Below are 20,113 nucleotides of genomic sequence, written 5' to 3' on the forward strand. Positions count from 1 at the left end.
CACGCCGGCGCTCCCGGTGGCCCGGCTCGGGGCGCGTCCGGCGGGGGTTTCGCGGCGCAGCCGGAGCGGCGGGCCGGGTTCCGGTCGCGTCGGGTGCGGACCGGCCGCCGGCGGTGCGGCATGCCCCGGGGGCGGCCGGTCCGCGGAGCGGCTCAGTCCCGGCGTGCCGCCAGGCTCGCGGGGCGCAAGTCGGTCCAGTGGGTCTCCACGTAGGCGAGGCAGGCTTCGCGGGTGTCCTCGCCGAAGGCCGCCCGCCAGCCGGCCGGCACCTCCGCGAAGGACGGCCACAGCGAGTGCTGGTTCTCGTCGTTGACCAGCACCAGGAACCGGCCCTGCGGGTCCTCGAACGGGTTCGTCGTCATGCGTGGTCACTCCTCGTGGACGGGGTGGTGTTCAGTTCGGAGAGGGGTCGTTCCGGGTCGGCCGCCGCGTTGCGCAGCAGGGCGAGGAGGCCGTCGGCGAGCCGCCGCGCCGTGGCCGCGCCGAGCAGGCCGGTGTCGTGGACGAGCGCGCAGTGCACCGGGCCGGCGCCGCGCGGCTCGTGGAAGCCGAGGGTCAGCTCCGCCCGCGCCGTACCGGTGGGGACGGCCCGCAGGGTGCCCAGTCCGCCCTCCAGCCGTGCCAGGTCGGCCTGTTCGTGGTGGACCACCATGACCTGGGGTCCCCCGGGCGGCAGGCCGGTGGCGCGAACCACCTCGTCGAGCGGGACGTCCTGCCGGTCGAGGGCGCCGAGCGTCGTCTCCCGTACCCGGGCCAGCAGTTCGGAGAAGGCGGGATCGCCCGCCGTGTCGGTGCGCAGCACGAGCGTGTTGAGGAAGCAGCCGACGAGATCGGTGAGCCGGTCGTCGGTGCGGCCCGCGACCACCGTGCCGATGGGAAGGTCGGTGCCCGCGCCGTGGGCGGTGAGCAGGGCCGCCAGGGCGGAGTGCAGCACCATGAACATGCTGGTGCCGGTGGTCCGGGCCAGCCGGTCCACGTCGGCGTGCAGCCGCTCGTCGAGCACGAAGCCGACATGGCCGGCGTGCCGGCGGACCGTGCCGGCGGGCCGCGGCCCGTCCGCCGGCAGGGCGAGCGTACGGGGGACGTCCTTCAGCGTGCGCCGCCAGTAGTCGAGCTGCCGGCCGCCCCGGCTGTCCGGGTCGGCGAGGTCGCCGAGCGTGTCGTGGGCCCAGCGGGTGTAGTCGGCGTACGTCACCGGCAGCGGCTCCCACGCCGGTTCCCGGTGCTCGGAGCGGGCCGCGTACGCGGTGGACAGGTCGCGCAGCAGGGGCACCACCGACCACTCGTCCGCCGCGAGGTAGTGCAGGGTCAGCAGGACCGCCTGGCGGCCGTCCGGGGCGGTGAGCAGGCGGGCCCGCCAGGGTGCCCGGCGCGTCGGGTCCGCCTCCTCGGCGGTGAGCTCGGCCAGGCGCCGGTCGAGGCCGGCGCACCGCTCGACCTCCAGGCCGGGGGGTTCGACCGCGCGGGGGAACACCGTGCCGTCGCGTTCGGTGAACGCCGTGCGCAGCGGCTGGTGCCGGGCCGTCACATCGGCCAGCGCGGCGGCGAGCGCGGCGGCGTCCAGTCCGCCCGGGGAGCTCAGGACCAGGGCGTGGTCGTGGCGGGCGTCGCGCCGGTGGGCGTCCCACTGCGCGCGCTGGACCGGCGCGACGGGCCGGCCGGCGTCGACCGCGGCGCCGCGCGCGGCCGGGCGCAGCGCGGGCCGGCCGGCGGCGGCCGCGGCGTCGAGCTTGGTGGCGAGACCGGCGACGGTCAGTGCGTCGAAGACGTCCCGGATGCTCAGTTCCGCGCCGAACTCGGTGCGGATCCGGCCGAGCAGCCGCATCGCGGCCATCGAATGACCGCCCAGCGCGAAGAAGTCGTCGTGGACGCCGATGCCGTCCAGTCCGAGGATCTCGCGGAACAGCCCGGCGAGCCGGGCCTGCGTCCCGGTGGCGGGGTGGGCGTCGCCCGTCATGGCGGACCAGTCCGGCGCGGGCAGCGCCCTGCGGTCCAGCTTGCCGTTGGGGGTCAGCGGCAGGGGTCCGTCCAGCGGGACGACGAGGGCCGGGACCATGTACTCGGGCAGCATCCCGGCGGCATGGGCGCGCAGCGCCTGCGGGTCAGGTTCCGCGCCGCCTTCGGGCACGACGTAACCGACGAGGCGCACGATGTCCCCGTCCCGGTCGGCGGTCACGGTGGCCTGGCCGACCGTGGGGTGACCGGTGAGGACGGCCTCGATCTCGCCGAGTTCGATGCGGAACCCGCGGATCTTCACCTGGGTGTCCACCCGGCCGAGGAAGTCGAGGTTGCCGTCCGCCCGCCAGCGGGCGCGGTCGCCGGTGCGGTACATCCGGCCGCCGGGCGGCCCGAACGGGTCGGCGACGAACCGCTCGGAGGTCGGCGCGGCCCTGCCGAGGTAGCCGCGGGCCAGTCCGCGCCCGGCGACGTACAGTTCCCCCGCCACGCCCGGCGGGACCGGGCGCAGGTGCTCGTCGAGCACGTAGCAACGGGTGTTGGGGTCCGGGCGGCCGATGGGGACCCGGCCGGGCGGCCGGCCGCCGTGTTCCCGGGAGGACCACAGGGTGGAGTTGACCGTGGCCTCGGTGAGACCGTAGGCGCAGATCAAGTGGGCGGAGGCGCCGAAGCGTTCGAACAGGTCCGGCGGGACGGTCTCGGTGCCGACCAGGACGGTGGACCCTTCGGGCAGCCGGCAGCCGGGCGGCAGGGCCGACACGAGGGACGGCGGCAGGATCATGTGGGTGATCCGCTGGTCGGCGAGGAAGTCGGTGAGCGCCGGTCCGGCGACGCGTGCCTCCTCGGGGACCAGTACGAGCCGGCCGCCGTGGCACAGCGCCATGGCCAGTTCGAAGACGAAGACGTCGAAGCCGACGGAGGCGAACTGGAGCACCCGGCTGTCGTGGCGCAGGCCCATCCGGTCCACGGCGGTGGCGACCAGGCTGGCGACGCCCTCGTGGGAGACGACGACCCCCTTGGGCCGGCCCGTCGAACCGGAGGTGTAGATCACGTACGCGGCACCGTCCAGCGCGATCGGACCGCGGTCCAGCGATGTGCCGGGCAGCCGGTCCAGCTCGGTGACGGTGCCGGGGGCGTCGAGCAGCACCACGGGGACACCGGGCACGCCGGGGATCTTGCCGGCCACCGGCTCGCTGCCGACGACGAGCGCGGCGCCCGAGTCCTCGATCATGTAGGTGAGGCGGTCGGCCGGGTGCGCCAGGTCCAGCGGCAGGAACGCGGCGCCGAGCTTCAGTGCGGCGAGCACGGTCGCGATCATGTCGACCGAGCAGGGCACGGCCACGCCGACCACGCTCTCGGTCCCCACGCCGTGCGCGGCGAGGAACCGCGCGATGCGGTCGGCCCGCGCGTCGAGCCGGGCGTACGTCACCGTGCGGGACCGCTCGACGACGGCGACCGCGTCGGGCCGCTCGGCCAGCCGCCGGGCGAACTGGTCGGGCAGGGAGGCTTCTTCGACGTCCCGGTCGGTGTCGTTGAAGCGTTCCAGGACCAGCCGCCGTTCGTCGGCGGACAGGATCTCCGCCTGGGAGAGGGGCCGTTCGGGTGCGGCGGCCAGGGCGGCGACGAGCCTGCGCAGCCGTTCACCGATCCGTTCGGCGGTCCCGTGGTCGAACAGCTCGGTGGCGTACTCCAGGCGGCAGTGGAGCGAACCCGGCCCGGCGTCCGTCCCCCGGTGCTCGGTGAAGCCGAGCACCAGGTCGAACTTGGCCGAGCTGACCTCGAAGGGCAGGTACTCCGCGCTCAGTCCGGGCAGTTCCAGCGCGTCGCCCGTGCGGACGTGGTGGCCGACCATCACCTGGAACAGCGGGTTGCGGGACAGCGACCGGACCGGGTTGACCGTCTCCACCACCGACTCGAACGGCACGTCCGCGTGGGAGAAGGCGGCCAGGTCGGTCTCGCGGATCCGGGCCAGCAACTCGGTGAAGGTGGGGTCCCCGCCGAGGTCGGCCCGGAGCACGAGCGTGTTGACGAAGAAGCCCACGAGGTCGTCCAGCGCCTGGTCGCCGCGGCCCGCGACGGGTGCGCCGAGCGGGATGTCCGTCCCGGCGCCCAGGCGGTGCAGCAGGGCGGCGACGGCGGCGTGCACCACCATGAACATGCTGGCGCCGGTGTCCCGGGCGAGCCGCCGCAGTCCTTCGTGCACCGCGGTGTCGAACCCGACGTCCAGCGCGGCTCCGGTGAACGCCGGGCGCGCGGGCCGGGGCCGGTCGGCGGGCAGTTCGAGTTCCTCGGGGGCTCCCGCCAGCGTCGTGCGCCAGTACGCCAGTTGCCGTGCGGCCAGGCTGTCCGGCTCGGCGGGGTCACCGAGCAGCCGCCGCTGCCACAGGGCGTAGTCGGCGTACTGGACGGGCAGCGGCTGCCAGTCCGGGGCCCGGCCGGCGAGGCGGGCGCGATAGGCGGTGGCCAGGTCGCGCAGGAACGGGCGGTCCGACCACTCGTCGGTGGTGATGTGGTGCAGCAGCAGCACGACGACGTGGTCCTCGGGCGTGATCTCCACCAGCGTGGCCCGCACGGGGAGTTCGCGGGCGAGGTCGAACGGACGGGCGATTGCGGTGGCGACGATGCCGGGCACCTCGTCCGCGGCGGCCCGCAGGTGCTCCACCACCGGGCGGGCCCCGTCGGCGGGCAGCACGCGCTGGTGGACCCGGCCGTCACGTTCGGTGAAGACGGTGCGCAGCGCCTCGTGGCGGGCCGTCACATCGGTGAGGGCGGCGCGCCACGCCGTGCGGTCGAGCGCCCCGCGTACCCGTACCACCAGCGGGAAGTTGTACGCGGCGGAGGTGCACTCGATCTGCTGGACGACCCACAGCCGCTGCTGGGCGTGGGACAGCGGCAGTTCGGCGGGGCGTTCGCCGGCGGTGGGCGCGGGGCGGGCGGGGGTGTCCGCGCGGGCGGTGCGCCGGGCCAGTTCGGCGACCGTGGGGGCCTCGAAGAGGTCCCGGATGGCGAGTTCGGTGTCGAGGGCGGCGCGGGCGCGGCTGACCAGCCGGGTGGCCAGCAGGGAGTGTCCGCCGAGGTCGAAGAAGTCGCTGTCGACGCCGATGTCTTCGGGGGGCAGGCCCAGCACGTCGGCGAAGAGCGCGCGGAGCGTCTCCTCGTGCGGGGTGCGGGGCGGCCGGGCGGTGCCCGTGCCGGTGGGGCCGGGGTCGGGCAGCGCCTTGACGTCGAGCTTGCCGTTGACGGTCAGCGGCAGGGTGTCCACCGGGACGAGGGCGGACGGGACCATGTAGTCCGGGAGCCCCGCCTTCAGATGTTCCCGGAGCCGCCGGAGCAGGTCCTCCCCCGCTTCCGTGCCTTCCTCCGGCACCACGTACCCGACCAGCCGTTTCGTCCCGGCGGCCGGCGCCGCGACGACGGCGGCGTGCGCGACCCCGGGGTGTGCGGACAGGGCGGCGGCGATCTCGGCCGGCTCGATGCGGTAGCCGCGGATCTTCACCTGGTCGTCGGTGCGGCCGAGGAAGTCCAGCAGACCGTCCGGCCGTTGCCGGACCAGGTCGCCGGTGCGGTACATGCGCTCGCCCGGCTCGCCGAACGGGTCGGCGACGAAGCGTTCCGCCGTCAGGCCGGGACGGTCGTGGTAGCCGCGGGCCAGTCCGGTGCCGGCGATGTACAGCTCGCCGGGGCAGCCCGGCGGGACCGGGCGGAGCATCGTGTCGAGGACGTGGGCGCGGGTGTTGCGGATGGGCAGGCCGACGGTCGGGGTGGCGCTGTCCGCGGTGGAGCCGCCCAGGGTGTTGATCGTGTACTCGGTGGGCCCGTACAGGTTGTAGCCGTAGGTGCCCTCCGTGCGGCGCAGCCAGGTCCACACCGTGTCGGAGACGGCCTCGCCGCCGAGCAGGACCAGCGCGGGCCGGTGCCTGCCCCCGGCGTCGTCCCGCTCGAGCAGGCCCTCCTCGACGAGCAGCTGGGCATAGGTCGGGGTCACGTTGACGACGTCGACGCCGTGCCGGTCGCAGTAGGCCACCAGGGCCTCGGCGTCCCGGCGCAGTTCCTCGTCACAGACGTGCACCTCGTGGCCCTCGACCAGCCACAGCAGTTCCTCCCAGGACATGTCGAAGGCGAAGGAGACGGTGTGCGCGATCCGCAGCCGCCGTCCCCCGGCGGAGGCGATGGCCGGGCCGAATATCTCCCGCTGGTGGTTGAGCTGCATGTTCGTCAGCCCGCGGTAGGGGGTGACGACGCCCTTGGGCCGTCCGGTGGAACCGGAGGTGTAGATGATGTACGCCGGGTGTTCCAGCCGGTCCGGCACGCCGCGGGCGAACGCCGGCCGCTCGGCGTCGGTGACCGGGCCGTGAGGGAGCGCGGCGAGTTCGGCGGCCACGCAGGGGTCGTCGAGGATCAGTTCGGGCGCGAGCGGTCCGGTGCCGTCGCGCAGGGCGGGGGCCACGGCCGTGGTGGAGACCAGGCACAGGGGACCGGTGTCGGTCACCATCAGGCGCAGCCGTTCGGCGGGGTGGTCGAGGTCGAGCGGCAGATAGGCGGCGCCGGTGCGGAGCACGGCGAACAGGGCCGCGACCATGTCGGGAGAGCGGGGCAGGGCGAGCGCGACGGTCTGCTCGGGGCCGGCCCCCCGGGCGAGCAGCAGCCGGGCGAGCCGGTTGATCCGGGCGTCCAGCTCCGCGTAGGTCAGGGACTGTTCGCCGAAGACCACCGCCACCGCGTCCGGGGTGCGGGCGGTCTGGGCGGCGAGCAGGTCGGCGACGGTGTCGTCGGGCACCGGTTCGCGGGAGGTCTCCCGCGCGGCGGCCAGGGCGGCCCGCTCCGCCGGCAGCAGCAGGTCGACGCCTGCCGTCCGGGCGGCGCCGGCGTCCGGTCCCGCGAGGGCGTCGACCAGCCGCCCCAGTACGGTCTGGAAGCGCTCCAGGATCATTGTCGCGGTGCCGGCGTCGAACAGGTCGGGACGGGCCGCCAGGGTCACCCGCGGCCGCGTTCCCGGGGTGACGATCAGGGTGAGCGGGAAGTGGGTGCCGTCCACGTTGGACATGCCGGTGATGCCGTGCCGCTGCCGGAGTGCGGCGGCCCGCTCCTCGCCGTCGGCCGAGCGCAGCACGAACAGGGTGTCGAACAGCCGGCGGTGGCCGGTCTCCTGCTGCAGGGTGCCGAGTCCCAGGTACTCGTACGGCATGACCGCCGCGCGCTCGGACTGGATTCTGCGCACCAGGTCGAGCAGGGGTTCGCCGGGGCGGAAGGCGATGCGGGCCGGGACGGTGTTGAGGAACATGCCGATGATGCCGGCCGCGTCGGGGACGTCCGCGGGCCGTCCGGCCACCGCCGTCCCGAAGGCGACGTCGGTGCGGCCGGTCAGCGCCGAGAGCACCAGTGCCCAGGCGGTGTTCAGCACGGTGTTCGGGGTGATCCCGTGCCGTCGGGCCGCGGTGCGCAGCCGGTCGCCGGCCTCCCGGCTCAGTGTCGCGTCGAAGTCCTGCGGGATCACGGGGCCGCCGTCCCGCCCGGCCGGGGCGACGAGGGTCGGCTCGTCGAACCCGGCGAGCGCCCGGCGCCACGCGGTCAGGGCCGCCTCGGTGTCCTGCCGGTCCAGCCAGGTCAGGTAGTCCCGGTAGGAGCCGGGGGCCGGCAGCCCGGTGGCGTCGCCGGCGCGCTCGTACAGGGTGAACAGTTCCTCCAGGAACAGCCAGGCGGACCAGCCGTCCCACAGGATGAGGTGGTGGGTGACGACCAGCCGGTCCCGGCCGTCGCCGAGGTGGAGGAGGAGCAGGCGGGCGAGCGGCGGCGCGGTCAGGTCGAAGCGCCGGCGGCGGTCGGCGGCGAGGAGTTCCTCCGTGCGGGCCCGCTGTTCGCCGGCCGGCAGCCCGGTCAGGTCGTGCTCGACGAGCGGGATCTCGGCGCGGTCCGCGATGAACTGCACGGGGCGGGACAGGCCGTCGCTGAGGAACCCGGCGCGCAGGCCGGTGTTGCGTGCCTGCAGCGACCGGCAGGCGGCGCGCAGCCGGCCGGCGTCCACGCGGCGGTCGAGGTCCAGCGTCTCCTGGGAGAGGTAGACGTCGAGGGCCTCACCGGCGTCGTAGGTGGCGTGGAAGTACATGCCTTCCTGCAGCGGGGACAGCGGCCAGATGTCCGCGACCCCCGCGGCACCGGCCGCGGCCTCGACCCGGGCGGTCTCCTCGGCGGTGAGCCCGGGGCCGGCCGGCGGGACGGGGGGTCCGGGGGGCGGTGGGGTGCCGGCCCCCGTGGTGAGCTGGGCCAGCAGGGCGCGCAGGGCGGGATCGACCGCGGCCCCGGACCGCTCCTGCCGGGCCAGTACGTCCCTCAGGGCGGCCGCGGCCTGCCCGGCCTCGGTGGCCGGCAGGCTCACGGCGGGGGCGGCCGCGGTGGACGGTGGCGTGTCGCGGGCGTCGTGTCCCGAGGCGACCGGGCCGGCCGCGGCGGCGAGTGCGGCGGGGGTGCGGCACTCGAACACGTCGCGCGGGCCGATGGCGAGTCCGTGCTCCCTGGCCCGGGTGGAGACGGCGATGGAGGTGAGGCTGTCCCCGCCGAGGGTGAAGAAGTCGTCGTCGGGGCCGGTGCCGGGCACGCCGAGCACGGTGGCGAAGATGTCGCACAGGGCGCGCTCCCGCTCGTCGGCGGGGGCGCGCCCGCCGGCCGCGGGGGCGACGGACGGCGCGGGCAGCGCGTCGACGTCGAGCTTGCCGCTCGGGGTCAGCGGCAGTTCGTCGATCACGACGACGGCGCCCGGCACCATCGCCGCGGGCAGGGCGTCCGCGAGCGCCGCGCGCAGCGCCCCGGGGTCCGGCGGACCCGCGCCGGGCGCGGGTACGGCGTATCCGGTCAGCGTGGTGCCGCAGGCGGTCACGGCCGCCCGGGCTACTCCCGGCAGCGCGCGCAGCGCGGCCTCGATCTCCCCCGGTTCGACCCGGTTGCCGCGGATCTTGAGCTGCCGGTCGGTGCGCCCGAGGTAGACGACGGTGCCGTCGGGGCGGCGCCGGACCAGGTCCCCGGTGCGGTACATGCGTGCGCCGGGCGCCCCGAAGGGGTCGGCGACGAACCGCTCGGCGGTCGGTCCGGGACGGTCGTGGTAGGCGCGCGCCAGCTGGACTCCGCCGAGATGGAGTTCGCCGGGCACCCCGTCGGGCACCGGGCGCAGGAAGGCGTCGAGCACGTGGAGCCTGGTGTTCCACACCGGCCGGCCGATCGGCACGGTGACCTCGGCGCCCCCGTCGTACGGGAAGTACGTCACGTCCACGGCGGCCTCGGTGGGGCCGTAGAGGTTGTGCAGCGGGACCGGGCCGCGTCCGCGGCGGGCGGTGAGGTCCCGCCAGCGGGCCGCGTCCGCGCCGGTGAGCGCCTCGCCGCTGCAGAAGACGCGGCGCAGGCTCGCCGCCCAGTCGGGTCCGCCCGCCCCCGTCTCCACGACCCGGAGGAACGCGGCCAGCATCGACGGCACGAAGTGCAGCGTGGTGATGCGCCGGGTGCGCAGGAGACCGGCCAGGTAGACAGGGTCGCGGTGGCCCTCGGGGCGGGCCAGGACGAGGGTGGCGCCTTCGGCCAGGGGCCAGAAGAACTCCCACACCGACACGTCGAAACTGGACGGCGTCTTCTGCAGCACCCGGTCGTCGGCGGCGAGCCCGTAGGCGCCCTGCATCCAGGCGAGGCGGTTGACGATCGCCCGGTGGGTGACCACCACGCCCTTGGGGCGTCCGGTGGAGCCGGAGGTGTAGATCAGGTAGGCGGGGTGGTCGGGGCCGGCGGGCTCCGCCCGGGTGGCGGGGACGTCCTCGTCGGCGTCGGCGAGCAGGCGCTGGAGCTCCGGTACCTCCGGCAGCCGCCCGGCGGCTTCGGCGGTGGTCACGACGGTGCGCGCCCCGGAGTCGCGGAGCATGAACGCGACCCGCTCGGCCGGGTAGTCGAGGTCGACGGGCAGATAGGCGGCGCCCGCCTTGAGGACGCCCAGCAGCGCGGTCACCAGTTCCGCCGACCGTGGCACGGCGACGGCGACGAACCGCTCGGGGCCCGCGCCGCGCGCCCGCAGCCGCCGGGCCAGTGCCTCGGCGCGCCGGTCGAGTTCGGCGTAGGTGAGCGTGACGTCCTCGAAGACGAGCGCCGTGGCGTCGGGGGTGCGCGCCGCCTGTTGGGTGAACAGGGTGGCCAGGGTGGCGTGGGGCACGGGGTGCGCGGTGGCGTTGAGTTCGGTGAGGCGCCGCTGCTCGCGGTGGGAGAGCAGGCCGGTGCGGGCGACCGTGCGGCCGGGGTCGGACGCCAGGGTGCGTGCGAGTGCCAGGAACCGGTCGGCGATGTCGGTCACGACCGGCCGGTCGATCCGTGCCGCGTCGTGCTTGAACCGCAGCCGCAGCCGGCCGCCCTCCGGCTCGACGATCAGCGCGAGGGGGTAGTGCACCGTGTCACGCACGTCGACGCCCGTGATGCCGAGGGTGTCCGCACCGTGGTCGGGCGCCGGGTCGGCGGTCGGGTGGTTCTCGAACACGACGAGGGTGTCGAACAGTTCGCCGCCGCCCGCGGTCCGCTGGATGTCGGCGAGACCGAGGTGGTGGTGGTCGAGCAGGGCCGCGTGGTCGTCCTGCACGCGCCGCAGCAGCCCGGCGAGCGATTCGTCGGGCCGCGGGCGCACGCGGGTTGGGACGGTGTTGATGAACAGGCCGACGGCACGGTCCAGGTCGGCGGCTCCGGTGCCCCGCCCGGACACCGTGGTGCCGAACACGACGTCCCGGCCGCCGGTCAGGCCGCCGAGGAGCAGCCCCCACAGGCCGTGGACGACGGTGCTCAGGGTGAGGCCGTGGGCACGGGCGCAGGCGGTCAGGTCGGCGGTGAGGGCGTCGGGCATCCGGACGTCGAGGTGATCCGGCCGGGCGGGCGCCATGTCCCCGTCGGCCGCCGCGGTGCGGGAGCCGGCGAGCCGGGTCGGCCCCGGCAGCCCGTCGAGCGCCCCCTGCCACGCCGCGCGCGCCGCGTCGCGGTCCCGGCCGGCCAGCCAGGCCAGGTAGGGGCGCGGGGCGAAGGGCTCCGGCAGGTTCTCGCCCCGGTGGGCGGCGAGCAGTTCGCGCCGCAGGACGGAGAGCGACCAGCCGTCGGCGATGATGTGGTGCAGGGTGAGCAGGAGCCGGTGGCGACGGCCGTCCCGGATCAGGGTGGCCCGCAGCAGCGGAGGCCGGGCGAGGTCGAACCGTTCGGCGCGGTCCGCCGCCAGTATGCCGTCCAGTGCGGCCCGGGTGGTGTCGGTCTCCCGCCACGGCAGGCTCAGGTGCTCCGCGAGTCGCTGGACGACCCGGCCGTCGGGCAGCTGGCGGAACGAGGCCCGCAGCAACGGGTGCCGGTCGAGCAGCAGTTGCAGTGTCCGGCGCAGCCGTTCCGGGTCGACCGGGCCCGCGAGGTCGAGGAGTTGCTGGACGAGATAGGGGTCGTCGGCGCCGGTGTCGTAGCGCGCGTGGAAGAAGAAGCCCTCCTGGAGCGGGGAGACCGGAAGGGCGTCCTCGTCCAGGCGCGCCGGGGGTGCGGGCGTCGTGGCGGGCGTGGCCTGGTCGGCGGCGCGGGCGAGCGCCGCCACGGTCCGTTGCCGGAACACGTCCCGGGGGGTGATCGCCAGTCCGGCCGCGCGGGCGCGGTTGACGAGCCGGATCGCGACGATGCTGTCGCCGCCCAGTTCGAAGAAGCTGTCGTGGACGCCGGCCGACGGCATGCCGAGGACGTCGGCGAACAGGCCGGCGAGGGTGGTCTCGGCCGGGGTGGTGGGCGCGTCCGCCCCGCTCAGGGCGGTCCAGCGGGGGGCGGGCAGGGCGCGGCTGTCGAGCTTGCCGTTGGGTGTCAGCGGGAGGGGGCCGTCGATGACGACGACGGCCGACGGCACCATGAAGTCCGGCAGCCGGTCACCCACTCGGGCCCGCGCGGCCGTCACGGCGGCGTCGGCGTCCGCGCCCCCGGCCGCCGGGACGAGGTAGGCGACCAGGCGGGTGACACCCCGGTGGTCCTCACGCGGGAGGACCGCGGCCTGGGCGATGCCGGGGCAGGCCATGAAGGCGCTCTCGACCTCGCCGGGTTCGATCCGGTGGCCCCGGATCTTCAGCTGGCCGTCCGCGCGGCCGAGGAACTCCAGGTTTCCGTCGGCGGCCCAGCGCACCCGGTCGCCGGTGCGGTACATGCGGGTGCCGGGCGGGCCGAACGGGTCGGCGACGAAGCGTTCCGAGGTCAGCGCGGCCCTGCCGAGGTAGCCGCGGGCCAGTCCGCGCCCGGCGACGTACAACTCGCCCTCGGCGCCCACGGGGACCGGGCGCAGCGCCGCGTCCAGCACGTAGGCGCGGGTGTTGGGGTCGGGGCGGCCGATGGGGGCGGGCCCCGGCCGGCCGGGTTCGGCGGGCCAGAGCGTGGAGTTGACGCTGGCCTCGGTGAGACCGTAGGCGACGACGACCTTCACCCGTCCCGCCCAGCGGGAGATCAGCTCGCCGGGAACCGCCTCGGTGCCGACGACGAGGACGGCGCCGTGGGGCAGTTCGCAGTCCCGCGGCAGCGCGGAGACCAGCGACGGCGGCAGGATCATGTGGGTGGCGCGGTGCTCGGCGATGTAGTCGGTGAGGGCGGGCCCGGCGACGCGGCGCTCGGCGGGGACGACGATGATCCGTCCGCCCACGCACAGGGACATGATCAGGTCCCAGACGGTCACGTCGAAGCCGGCGGAGGCGAACTGCAGGACGCGGCTGCCCGGGTCGACGCCGATGCGGTCGGTGGCGGTGGCGATGAGGCTGCCGACGCCGTCGTGGGTGACGACCACGCCCTTGGGCCGGCCGGTGGAGCCCGAGGTGTAGATGACGTACGCGGCCCGGTCGAGCGGGATCGGCAGGGAGAGGTCCGACGCGTCCTGGGCGGCGTGCTCCCGCGTGGTGGCCGGGTCGTCGAGCAGGACGCGGGTGACCGCGGGGGCGGCGGGCAGTTCCCCGGACAGGGCGTGCACGGTGACGACGGTGCGTGCCCCCGCGTCGGACAGCATGTGGGCGATGCGGTCCCGCGGGTGGTCGGCGTCCAGGGGGAGGTGGGCGGCGCCGGTCTTCAGCACGGCGAGCAGGCAGACGACGAGTTCGGGCGAGCGGGGCAGGGCCACGGCGACCACGTCCTCGGCCCGCACCCCGCGGGAGACCAGGAGGCGGGCGAGCCGGTTGGCGTCGGCGTTCAGCTCGGCGTACGTCAGTTCCCGGTCCTCGCAGACGAGCGCGACGGCGTCGGGCGCCCGGTGGACCTGCCGCTCGAAGGCGGCGGGCCAGCTCAGTTCGGGCACCTCGCGCGGTGACACGCCGAACTCGGCGAGCAGCCTGCGCCGCTCGTCGCCGTCGGTGAGGTCGATGCGTCCGAGGGGCAGGTGGAGGTCCCCGGCCAGGGTGTCCAGCAGGGTGAGGAAGCGGCGCTCGTGCGCGCGCAGTGCGGGTTCGCCGCAGACCTGGGCGTCGGCGTCGAGGTGGACCCGGATGCCCTGTCCGTCCGGTGCCTGGGCGAAGGTGAAGGCCAGGTCGGCGGCCGGGCCGAGCCACACCGGGTGGAGTTCGGCGGCGTGGTCGGCGAAGGGCAGGTCGGCGGTGCCGGGGAGGACGTTGACCGTCGGCCCGACCAGTTCGGCCACTCCGCCGGCCAGTCCGAGGTCGCGGGCCAGGTCCTCGGCCCGGTAGCGCCCGTGTTCGACGGCCTCGGCGACGATCCGCGCCACGGCGGCGGCGAGTTCGGCTCCGGTCGTGTGCGGGCGGACGGGCACCCGCAGGGGTACGACGTTGGACACCATGCCCGGCACGGTCGCCGTCGCCGCGTCCGGGCGGGCGGTGACCGGCAGGCCGAGGACCAGGTCCGGTGCGCCGCTGACCCGGTGCAGGTAGGCGGCGACGGCGGTGACCAGCAGGCGGGAGAGCCGGACGCCCGCGCCGCGGGCGGCGGCGTCCAGCCGGGCGGTGGTCCGTGCGTCGAGCAGGGTGGAGCGCCTTCTGCGCCGCGTCATCGGCGCCGGGGCGCGCTCGAGCAGGCGCACGGGCTCCGGGCGGCCGGACATCCGGTCGAGCCAGTGGGCGCGGTCCGCGCGGTGCCGTCCGGAGGCACGGTAGGCCTGGTCGGCGGCGACCAGGCGGGACAGCGACCGGTCGTCGGCGGCGGGCGCCCGCTCGCCGCGCGTGTAGAGCTCACCGGCGCGGCGTGTGATGAGGGCGACGCCCATGCCGTCGACGAGGATGTGGTGGTAGCGCTGGTACCAGAGCACATGGTCGTCGGTGAGCCGGATGACGGCCTGGGCGAACAGCGGACCGCCCGTGAGGTCGGCGGGCCGGTCGCGGTCCGCGTCCATCCACGCGGTGGCCGCCCGGACCGGGTCGGTCTCGTCGCGGAGGTCGAGGACGGGCACGTCGACGGGGGCCCGCAGGACCGTCTGCCGCGGCCCGTCCCCGTCGGTGGTGACGCGCACGTGGAGGGCCTCGGCCTCCGCGACGGCCCGGCGGACCGAGGCCGCCAGGCGTACGGGGTCGACGCCGCCGCGCAGTTCGAGGACGAAGGCGAGGGTGTAGGCCGAGCTGTCCGGCTCGATCTGCTGGGCGAGCCAGATGCCGGACTGCCCGCCCGTCAGGGGCATCGCGGCCTCGGTCGTCCGGTCCGACTCGGCGTCAAACATCGTAGGAGAGCCCTTCCCTGATGTGCGTCGGTGAGCGGTCGTGGGACGGTGCGGAGTCCGGCGGCGGGCGCGTCGGTCCGCCGCCCGGCCCCCGCGGTGCGCGTCGGCGGGCTCTCGCCCCCGGGGCCGGGCCGCGAGGGGACAACCGTGTTTCCCGCGGGCCCTACTCGATGGCCGTGAGCAGCGGGGTGATCTCCTCGATCGCGTACGGGATCGACAGGACGGTGTTGAAGGAGAACGCCGCGCCGACGTCCGGGTCCTGGTAGGGCACGAACAGGTCGCGCTCCTCCTGGCTGACCTTCAGCTTCCTGTACAACGCCTCCGCCTTGATGCGGTCGTCGGCGTCGGTGCCGGAGGTGACCCAGACCAGGCGGTCGGCGTCGAGCACGTCGAGCTTCTCCGCGCTGAGTTCGGCGACGTTCCAGCCGGGCTTGGCCAGCCTGTCGATCTCCGGCTTCAGCTTGAAGCCGAGTTCCTCGAAGAAGATCGCCTTGGGGTCGGTCCCGGTGAACGCCGAGTACTTTCCGGCCTCGAAGCTGTCGGCGACGGCCAGGGTCAGGCCGGCGAACTCGGGGTGCTCCTCGCGGACCGCCTCGAACCGGGCGCCGATGCCCCTGATCAGCTTCTCGGCCTGCTTCTCCTTGCCCAGGGAGGTGGCGATCCGGCGGGTCGTCGTCTCCCAGGGCGCACCGTAGTCCGGGTGGTCCCTGGGCTGGGCGACGACCTTGGTGAACTGCGAGAGCGTGTCGTACTGCTCCTTCTTCATGCCGGAGTACTGGGCGATGACCAGGTCGGGCTCGAGGGCGGCGATCTTCTCCATGTTGTACTCGTCGCGTTCGCCGACGATCTCGGGCGTGTCGGAGCCCCAGAGGTCCTTGGTCCAGGGCCACTTGCCGTACGGCTTCTCCTTGAACCAGTCGACGGCGCCGACCGGCTTGACGCCGAGTGCCAGGACCGCGTCCTGGTCCGACAGGCCGAGCGTGACGATCCGCTCCGGCTCCTTCTCGATGGTGGTGCTGCCGTACTTGTGCGCGACGGTGACCGGGAACGCCGCGGACCGGGCGCCCGCCCCGGCCGGGGACGAAGCGTCCTTCGCCGAGGAGGAGTCGCCGGTCCCGCCCCCACAGGCGGTCAGAACGAGCGCGGCGACGGCGGCCACCGCCGTCCTCGTGCGGAGTGCGGCGGTCCGCGTCGGCGCGCGGCGTGTTCCAGTGGACACGTTGGTTCCTTTCACGGGGTTTCACAGGGGTGCCGCGCCTGCCGGGTGCGACGACCCGGGCGGTGCGCGGCGGTGTGGGGGCCGGACCTCGGCGGACCGGTCTACCGGGAGGTGCCGATGCCGTCGGTGAGGGGACGGGGCAGGCCGGAGGAGGCCGGGCCACGGTCGAGGACCGAGTCCAGGATGTCGCCGACCCGGATCGCGATGTTGGACAGCAGCGACGAGGTGATGCCGTGGGTGTGCTCGGTGCCGCCCTGCAGGTAGATGCCGCAGCGCAGTTCGGGCCGGGCCGCCACGCGGTAGTCCCGCTCGACGCGGACACGTCCCTCGTCGTCGCGGTGGCAGAGGCCGGCGGTCTCGCCGAGGAGGGCCAGGCCGTCGGCGGGCAGGTACCCCGTGCCGTAGACGATGACGTCGGCGTCGAGGGCGGTCCGCTCGCCGGTGACGAGGGAGACGACGGTGGCCCGCACCTTCTCCGGTGTCTCGACGACGCCGGCGAGCCGGGAGACGTTGTGGAAGCGGAGCCGTTCGGTGCCCAGCACCTTCTCCTGGTACACCCGCCGGTACAGGTCCTCGATGAGATCGATGTCGACCACCGAGTAGTTGGTGTTCCCGTGATAGCCCATCAGCTTGCGTTTGACGTCCTCGGGGGCGGCGAAGTACTCGTCCACCGCCTCGGGGTCGAAGATGCGGTTGGCGAAGTGGCTGTCGTCGGCGGGGCTGTAGCCGTAGCGGGAGAAGACGGCGTGCACCTCGGCAGCGGGGAAGCGGCGGTGCAGGTAGGCCACGTTCTCGGCGGCGCTCTGACCGGCACCGACGACGATGAAGCGGGAGGGGTGCGTGTCCTCCAGGGCGTCCACCTTGGCGAGCAGGTCGGAGTTGTGCCAGACGCGGTCGGAGCGTTCGACCCCCTCCGGCATGCGCGGACGCAGTCCGGTGCCGATGACCAGGTTGCGGGCCCGGTGCACCACGAGCCCGTCCCCCGACCGTGCCGTCACGTCCAGGTACTCGACCACGCCCTCGCGCAGGACGGGTTCCACGGCGACGACCTCGTGGCCGTAGGAGACCATGTCGTCGACCTTCGCCGCCGCCCACTCGAAGTAGTCGTGGAACTCCCTGCGCAGCGGGAAGAAGTTCTTGTGGTTGACGAAGTCGATCAGCCGTCCCTTGCTCTGCAGATAGCTCAGGAAGCTGAATTCGCTGGTCGGGTTGCGGAGGGTCACCAGGTCCTTGAGGAAGGACACCTGCATCGTCGCGTCGTCGATCAGCATGCCCCGGTGCCAGCCGAAGGCCGGCTGGAGCTCGAAGAAGTGGGCGGTGACCGCGTCCCGCCTTCCGGCACGTGCGTTGTGCTCGCTGAGCGCGATCGCCAGGGCCACGTTGGACGGCCCGAAGCCGATGCCTATGAGGTCGTGGACCAGAGGTGCGTCGCCGGGAAGAACCTGAGCCATGTCACTCCCATTCGTACGGGCGGCCGGAGGTCCGGCGTCGGAATTACGGGAGGAAGGGCGCGCCGACGGAACAGCGGACCCGCGGAACTTAGGGAAGCCTAAGCTTAGGCTGCACACCTGTCGACAGGACAAAACGGTACAGTACGCAAGCTCGATTATCTGACGGACCGTCAAACCCGTTTCAGATATGCCCCGTTGCCAGGTTAGGTGAGCCTTGCTTTACTGGCGGCGGCCATTCCCTGCCTGAGGAGGAACCGGATGCGGGTCGTCATGTTCGGCTATCAGACCTGGGGCCATCGCACCCTGCGCGCCCTGCTGGATTCCGAGCACGACGTGGTGCTGGTGGTGACACATCCCAGGAGCGAGCACGCCTACGAGAAGATCTGGAGCGACTCGGTCGCCGACCTCGCCGAGGAGAACGAAATCCCCGTCCTGATCCGCAACCGCCCCGACGACGAGGAGCTGTTCGCCCGGCTCAAGGACGCCGACCCGGACATCATCGTCGCCAACAACTGGCGTACCTGGATCCCGCCGCGCATCTACGGCCTGCCCCGCCACGGCACGCTGAACGTCCACGACTCGCTGCTGCCGAAGTACGCCGGCTTCTCCCCCCTCATCTGGGCCCTCATCAACGGCGAGTCCGAAGTCGGCGTCACCGCGCACCTGATGGACGAGGAACTCGACGCCGGGGACATCGTCCTCCAGCAGGCGGTTCCGGTGGGTCCGGCGGACACCGCGACCGACCTGTTCCACAAGACCGTCGACCTGATCGCCCCCGTCACCACGGGCGCCCTCGGCCTGATCGCCTCCGGGCGGACCGAGTTCACCAAGCAGGACCGCTCCCTGGCCAGCTTCTTCCACAAGCGGTCCGACGAGGACATCCGCATCGACTGGACGTGGCCCGCCGAGGACCTGGAACGCCTCGTGCGGGCACAGTCCGCCCCGTACCCGAGCGCCTTCACCTTCCACAGGGGCCGGCGCCTGGAGATCCTTTCCGCCGTGGTGTCCCGGGGCCGCTACGGCGGCACACCCGGCCGCGTCTTCTACCGCGAGGGCGACGGCGTGGTGATCGTCGCCGGTGCCGACGCCCGCACCGGCCGCAACCACGGCCTGGCCGTCACCCGCGTACGGACCGAGGACGGCCGGGAGCTGGGCGCGACCGAGTACTTCACCTCGATGGGCGGCTATCTCACCGGGCGCCCCTGACGCTCCTCCGACCGGGGCGCCTGCGAGAATGAACGCCGATCCCACAGCGCCGCGGCGGGCGGTGCTCATCGGCCGACAGGAGCGCAGCCGGGTGTCGCCACAGCACGGAGTCCCCTCGTCCTCCGGGGACCGCGGACGGCCCTCCCCCGCCGGACGGCGCGAGCGGTCCCCGTCCGCGGGCGGGCAGGGCGGGAAGCGCGCCGCGCACGGCCAGGAGCGCGAGGACCGGCGGGACGGTACGGGCCGGGCGGGCGGCGGACGCCGGACGGAACGCGGGGCCGGGGACGGCGACGCGCAGGAGCACCGGGCGCACGGCCGCGGGGCACGCCGGGACCTGCGGGCCGACTGCTCCGACTGCTTCGGCCTGTGCTGCGTGTCCCTGCCCTTCGCCCGATCCGCCGACTTCGCGGCCGACAAACCCGCCGGCCGTCCGTGCGCGAACCTCCGGGCGGACTTCCGCTGCGACATCCACGCGCGGCTGCGCGACCGGGGCTACCCCGGCTGCACCGTCTTCGACTGCTTCGGTGCCGGGCAGAAGGTGTCACAGCTCACCTTCGGCGGCACCGACTGGCGCCGGGCGCCGGAGACGGCGCGCTCCATGTTCGAGGTCTTCCCCGTCATGCGGCAGCTGCACGAGCTGCTCTGGTACGTCACCGAGGCCCTCGGCCTGGCCCCGGCCCGGCCCGTCCACAAGGAGCTGCGGCGGGCGCTGGCCCGCCTCGACGAACTGACCCGCGGCAGCGCCGAGTCGATCACCGGGCTCGACATGAACGCGCTGCGCGGCGAGGTCAACGCACTGCTGCTGCGGGCCGGCGACCTCGCCCGGGCCGAGGTCCCGGGCCGGAAGAGGAACCACCGCGGCGCCGACCTGGTCGGCGCCCGGCTGGCCGGTGCCGGCCTCAGGGGGGCGAGCCTGCGCGGGGCCCTGCTCGTCGCCGCCGACCTCAGCGGGGCCGACCTGCGCGACGCCGACCTGATCGGGGCCGATCTGCGCGACGCCGACCTGAGCGGAGCCGACCTCACCGGCGCCCTGTTCCTCACCCAGGCGCAGCTGAACGCGGCCAGGGGTGACACGGCCACCCGGCTGTCCCCCTCGCTGGACCGCCCCGCCCACTGGTAGCGCCGCGCGGTCAGCCGGCGTCGTCGCGCGGCCGTACCTGTTCCTCCAGGCGCCGCAGGCTCGTGTCCAGGGCGTCGCCGACGGCCTTCTCCCCCGGGTCGTGACTGCCGTCGAAGAAGGAGAGGTGCACCGTGACCTCGCTGGCTCCGCTGCCGATCCCGGCGACCTGCAGCCAGCCCGTGTAGGCGCCCTGGTCACGCGTGCCCCATTCGAGCCGCATCTGCTCCCGCCGGGCGCGCAGCAGCGCGGAGGTGTCCTCGTCGGAACGGTCCTCGTGCACGGTGACGGCGGGCAGCTCTTCGGCGTGCACATGCAGGGCCTCGGGCAGCCAGTCACCCATCCGGCCGACGTCCGCCACCTGGTCGAAGACCTGCTCGGGCTCTACGGACATCGTGCGTGAACGTTCGTACTCGGTCATCGCGGTACCGTCCTTCGGTTCTCACCGGGCGGCGGGGCAGTGGGCGCCCTTGAGGGCCTTCTGCAGTTCGATCGGGCCGAGG

Annotated in this window: 7 protein-coding genes; 2 read left to right on the plus strand and 5 right to left on the minus strand. The window is 74.4% G+C overall.

Annotation, left to right across the window (positions count from 1 at the left end):
* Positions 1-152: 152 nt before the first annotated feature.
* The 4 genes from ACF07S_RS25900 to ACF07S_RS25915 all read right to left on the minus strand — a co-directional run bounded on the left by ACF07S_RS25900 (position 153) and on the right by ACF07S_RS25915 (position 17,287).
* Complete coding sequence (locus ACF07S_RS25900; protein WP_391965911.1) at positions 153-362, minus strand: MbtH family protein; 210 nt, start codon at positions 360-362, stop codon at positions 153-155.
* The gene (locus ACF07S_RS25905; protein ID WP_391975224.1) at positions 359-14,617 is read right to left on the minus strand and encodes an amino acid adenylation domain-containing protein; all 14,259 of its coding nucleotides are present in this window, start codon (positions 14,615-14,617) and stop codon (positions 359-361) included. The genes ACF07S_RS25900 and ACF07S_RS25905 overlap by 4 nt, the downstream gene beginning before the upstream one ends.
* Before the next feature lie 163 nt (positions 14,618-14,780).
* Positions 14,781-15,836 (minus strand): iron-siderophore ABC transporter substrate-binding protein, encoded by a 1,056-nt coding sequence (locus tag ACF07S_RS25910; protein WP_391965909.1) that lies wholly within the window; start codon positions 15,834-15,836, stop codon positions 14,781-14,783.
* A 101-nt stretch (positions 15,837-15,937) separates the two neighbouring features.
* Positions 15,938-17,287 carry a lysine N(6)-hydroxylase/L-ornithine N(5)-oxygenase family protein gene (locus tag ACF07S_RS25915; protein ID WP_391965908.1) on the minus strand — a complete coding sequence of 450 codons (1,350 nt, stop codon included), beginning with the start codon at positions 17,285-17,287 and terminating at the stop codon, positions 15,938-15,940.
* Between the two features lie 258 nt (positions 17,288-17,545).
* Between ACF07S_RS25915 and ACF07S_RS25920 the strand changes: the two genes are divergently transcribed.
* Together ACF07S_RS25920 and ACF07S_RS25925 are read left to right on the plus strand one after the other, a co-directional pair.
* Entirely contained in the window at positions 17,546-18,493 is a 948-nt protein-coding gene (locus ACF07S_RS25920; protein ID WP_391965907.1) for a methionyl-tRNA formyltransferase, read from the plus strand.
* Positions 18,494-18,827: 334 nt separating this feature from the next.
* Positions 18,828-19,613, plus strand: coding sequence for a pentapeptide repeat-containing protein (locus ACF07S_RS25925; protein WP_391965953.1), 786 nt, complete (start codon positions 18,828-18,830; stop codon positions 19,611-19,613).
* A 10-nt stretch (positions 19,614-19,623) separates the two neighbouring features.
* Here ACF07S_RS25925 and ACF07S_RS25930 read toward each other — a convergent pair whose 3' ends face one another.
* Positions 19,624-20,031, minus strand: a complete 408-nt coding sequence (locus tag ACF07S_RS25930; protein WP_391965906.1) for an SRPBCC family protein — start codon at positions 20,029-20,031, stop codon at positions 19,624-19,626.
* Between the last annotated feature and the right edge of the window lie 82 nt (positions 20,032-20,113).

The organism is Streptomyces sp. NPDC016640, assembly GCF_043076215.1.
Lineage (GTDB): Bacteria > Actinomycetota > Actinomycetes > Streptomycetales > Streptomycetaceae > Streptomyces.

Excerpts from the sequence above, each read along its gene's own strand:
- ACF07S_RS25900 (WP_391965911.1), bottom strand. The coding sequence starts at position 362 with ATGACGACGAACCCGTTCGAGGACCCGCAGGGCCGGTTCCTGGTGCTG.
- ACF07S_RS25905 (WP_391975224.1), bottom strand. The coding sequence starts at position 14,617 with ATGTTTGACGCCGAGTCGGACCGGACGACCGAGGCCGCGATGCCCCTG.
- ACF07S_RS25915 (WP_391965908.1), bottom strand. The coding sequence starts at position 17,287 with ATGGCTCAGGTTCTTCCCGGCGACGCACCTCTGGTCCACGACCTCATA.
- ACF07S_RS25920 (WP_391965907.1), top strand. The coding sequence starts at position 17,546 with ATGCGGGTCGTCATGTTCGGCTATCAGACCTGGGGCCATCGCACCCTG.
- ACF07S_RS25930 (WP_391965906.1), bottom strand. The coding sequence starts at position 20,031 with ATGACCGAGTACGAACGTTCACGCACGATGTCCGTAGAGCCCGAGCAG.